General features: G+C 63.3%; 2 protein-coding genes. One reads left to right on the plus strand and one right to left on the minus strand.

The genetic code is table 11. From position 1 onward, the window contains the following. Positions 1-119: 119 nt before the first annotated feature. Positions 120-2,129: a ParB/RepB/Spo0J family partition protein gene (locus AC0L3X_RS37195; RefSeq protein ID WP_439034005.1), complete on the minus strand. Its 2,010-nt coding sequence runs from the start codon at positions 2,127-2,129 to the stop codon at positions 120-122. Between the two features lie 473 nt (positions 2,130-2,602). Between AC0L3X_RS37195 and AC0L3X_RS37200 the strand changes: the two genes are divergently transcribed. Next, a complete protein-coding gene (locus AC0L3X_RS37200; RefSeq protein WP_439034004.1) occupies positions 2,603-3,640 on the plus strand; it encodes an IS110 family RNA-guided transposase in 1,038 nt (345 codons plus the stop codon). The last annotated feature ends 539 nt before the right edge of the window (positions 3,641-4,179 follow it).

The raw sequence follows: 4,179 nt of genomic DNA on the forward strand, positions 1-4,179 counted from the left end.
CCCCCCACCCCGCGCCGCCCGCCCCCCCCCCACCCCCCCCCCCCCGGGCGGCGGCGCCGGGCGGCCCCCATAAAATTTTAACGCGGGCGGGGCCGGCGCGCGCGCCCCCGGCTCAATCCTCATTCTGCGGCTTGCGAATACGCATCACCGCTCTGCGTCTCGTTTGGCTCATCTGACCGATCCTTGGGCTTGGCCGTCCTGAGCAAAGACGGCAGCCAGTCGGTCGCGGCCAGCAACTGTTCGACGGCTTCCGCCATATCGACCTTCTTCATATCCACCATACGCTCGGCCGCCTCACCGCTCACGCCTTCGCAAACCGCCTCCAGAATACGCGCCTTGGTGACGCGCCCCAGATAGCTGCGCACCGTCGGCCGCCAGTATCCGGTCATGTCGAGAGACACGGCTTCCGCCAGCCGGTCGGCTGTTGCCATCGCGCGCGGCCGCCGCTCCCACGGCAGCTTCACCGCATTGACGGTCAATGCGGTGCAATGCGCAAACAAGGCCATGCGGCTATCATGGTCGAGTTCGGCCACGAAAGTCCAAAGACCAGTGACGTCCCGGGGCATCTGCCTAGCCCAAATGGCATGACGATCCGCCCAAGCCTTGCCAGCAGGCGTATCCTCGATCCCGTCCGCATGCGAAGCCAAATCGGTCTTGACCGGCTGGATGCCGACGACATGCGCATCCGCACCGAGATAGAAGATTTGCGCGGCGAGCGCGTGTGTCATTGCCAAGATCGCAGTTTCGGGCTGTTCGCTCAGATTGAGGCGCAGTCCCAAGGTGCGATGTGCGGTGAGGTCCCGAACGAGCAGGTCAGATAGCGGTCGGTCGTCCTCCTCTTCCTCTGCAAGGACTTCTTCTCTATCACCCTGCGCTGTCGGGTCATCTGTCCCGCCGCCCTCATTGGGCGCCTGCGCGTCGCTCCCCTCCTCGGTTTCGGCTTGGGGCTTCTCGTCTGCGGGACGGATGAACCCGCGCTCAATCCGAATGGTGCCATCGTGATTGAGGATCACGAAAGCGCCAACGCGCGCGATGTCGTCAGGATCATAGGCCTGCCGCTTCGCTTCCAGCCGCTCGATTTCGGCCTCAAGCTCGCCGAACCGCACATCCACGTCGTCAGGAAGTTCCTCGGCCGCCCGATGCTCTTCCGTCAGTCGGTCAAATGCCGTCTGCGCCGTTGCAAGTGCGGCCTGATCTTCCGCGGAAAGCTCGACCGAATGCGGATAGGTCCGCCTCATGCCGTGCGCGTGCGGGAAATCAAGATGGGCTTCCGTCCATTTCCAGCCTTCGGCTGCCCGCACGGCGTCGGCCTGACGGCCAAGCTTTGCGGTCACCAGCAGATCGAGCAGCGCGACATCTTCCAGATAGCCGCCGCGATCCTCCGTGAAGAGGTCACGAAGGATCGAGCCGCCAGCCTCTGTGTAGGCCTCCATTCCGACAAAGCGCGCGCGGCGGTCCGTAGCAGGCACGTGCGTTTCGGTGAGCATGCGACGGATGGTGCTGGCGTCGCGGTTATAAGAAAGCCGCTCATACACGCTCTCCTGACGGGCATGGTCATCGGTAATGGCAAAGGCCATCAACTGTTCAAGCGTCAGATCGCCAGCGCGATAGACCTGAATCAGTTTCGGGGAGACCGCGCCGAGCCGCAGGCGTTGACGCACCACATGCGGGGTCACACCGAAGCGGGCGGCGATTTCCTCCGCGCCGAAGCCGCGTTCTTCCGCCAGCTTCTTGAAGGCCTCGAACTGATCGGCGGGATGCATGTTTTCCCGGGTGAAGTTCTCGTCCAGGCTGATTTCGTGCGGATCGTTCGCGGTGTCGACGATGCAGCGGATCGGCTCGGTCTTCTTGATCTCCTTCCGCTTCACCCGCAGAAGCTGGGCAAGCCGCCTGCCCTCGCCGATGGTCACGAAATAGAAACCAGTGGCCGCGCCCTCTCCATCGACCTCTGGCTCGACGACCAGATTTTGCAAGATGCCCTTGGCCGCGATGCTCGCCGCGTAGGCCTCGATCGCCGCATCGCTGTGCGGCGTCTTGCGCGCATTCTTCGGCGACTTCTTGAGCTTGTTGAGCGGAATGAGAACTTGCGTTCCGTTCTCGGGGAGTTGTTCAACGAGCTTGGCCGACATGATCGATCTCCTTTGCTTTCATGGGTGCAGGGCGCACTCCGCGCCTGCGCCCCTGCCCGTCGGCGAGACCAGGGGTAGCAAGTGCCAGGGCGACCCGAGCGGAGGGGGATCGCCCGCCCGAAAGGGCCGCTCGAAGAGCGGGTCTGCACAAGCTGCCAGGATTTCTGGTGTTGGGGCTCTGAGAAAGCGCGGAAGACCGGGGAAACCGCTCGGATCGGCGCCGGCACCAGCCGGCGCTTCACCCTGGCGCGCGCGAGGGGCGGAGCCCCTTAGAGCCAGAGGACGGTTGGCTGGTGCAGGCCGTGCCCGGCAGAGAAAAAGGCACCCGCAGGAGGGTCAGCATAGCGCCGACGCGTAGCGGCGGGACCCGGGACCGAGTGCAGTCGCGAGATGAGGTAACTGGGGTTGGACGGTCCTCCCAGCGGCGCATGCTACGCTAGCGCCCTTGATAACAATATAAGAGGGAGGCCTTGATGAACTACTTTGCTGGACTCGACGTGTCTTTAAGGCTGACCGCGATTTGCGTCGTCGATGGGGATGGCAACGTGGTGCGGGAGGGCGTGGCGGACACCCAGCCGGAACTGTTGGTTTCGTGGCTGAAGGACACCGGTTTGGCATTCTCGCGCATCGGCCTCGAGGCCGGCCAGTGCTCGTCCTGGCTGCACAAGGGCCTTGCGCTTGCCGGCTTCCCCGTTGTCTGCGTCGAGACGCGCCACGCCAAGGGCGTCATGCAAGCACAAAGCGTCAAGACCGGCCGTAACGACGCACGGGCGCTGGCGCAGATGATGCGGACCGGCTGGTTCAAGGCGGTCCATATCAAAGGTGAAGACAGTCAGAAGCTACGGACGCTCATGGGAAGCCGCCGCTGCCTGCTCGACAAGCAGCGTGATCTCGACAATCACATTCGAGCGTCGTTGCGGGTATTTGGGTTCAAGGTCGGGCTCATCGGGCAAAGCCGTTTCGAGGAGCGCGTGCGGGAATTGATTGCCGGAGACGATGATCTGGAGGTGGGCATTGTCGCGCTGCTGGACGCCAGGCGGGCCTTGCAAGGACAGGTTCGGCTTCTCACCCGCACGATCGAAGGCCTTGCCAGGAAAGACGAGATCTGTCGCCGCCTGATGACGGCCCCAGGCGTTGGGCCGCTGACGGCGCTCGCGTTCAAGACGGCGATCGATGATCCGGTGCGCTTTGCCAAATCGCGCAATGTCGCCGTTCATCTGGGCCTGACGCCCCGCAAATATGCGTCGGGCGAGGTGGACTACAATGGGGGCATCACACGATGTGGCGATGACTTTGTCCGCAAGCATCTCTACGAGGCGGCGCATTCATTGCTGGTCAATACGAAGAGGTGGTTCGCGCTAAAAGCATGGGGCGTGCGCCTCGCCAAGCGCAGCTCGTTCAAAAATGCCTGCGTCGCCGTGGCTCGCAAGCTTGCCGTCATCCTGCACCGCATGTGGATCGATGGCACCGACTTCCGCTGGGGACACGAAGAACAGGCTGCGGCCGCCTAGCCAATACACGATCAGCAACAGTCCAGCCGAAGGGCTGTCAAGGCGTCCGGCAGGACGGGGAATGGTGAGGGCGGTAACCGGTCTGCAGCGCAATCCGCAGGGCTTGACGACTGCGTTCGCGAGATGGCCCCACCACTCTTCCACGAACATCATCATGAGGCGGAAACCCGACCTCGAAGAGAAGCGCGCTCGCCGGCGACTTGACACCCCTCGGGTATAAACATGCGGGGAACGACAGGATGGATTGAACGCACTTGACGGACCACCCCCAGTTAGAGAAGACCGGATAAGAAGGCACCCGAACGCGGGACAGTGATAGCGACGCCGGCATGCAATGACGGCGGGGCCCGCGAGCGAGTGCCTCCGGCGAGCGACACATTATTCTGCATTCTGCGCGAGGGATCGAAGCCGCACGGCCGAGACGCTACGCGGCTCGGTTCATATGTGGACGGCCCCCGACTTGCAAGGATTGGCTCGGGCAGCATGCTCGGATCGCTTGCGCTCATATGTCCGGCCTATTATCGGGTCTTGCGACCACT

The organism is Bradyrhizobium sp. MI1.7 (assembly GCF_055811795.1).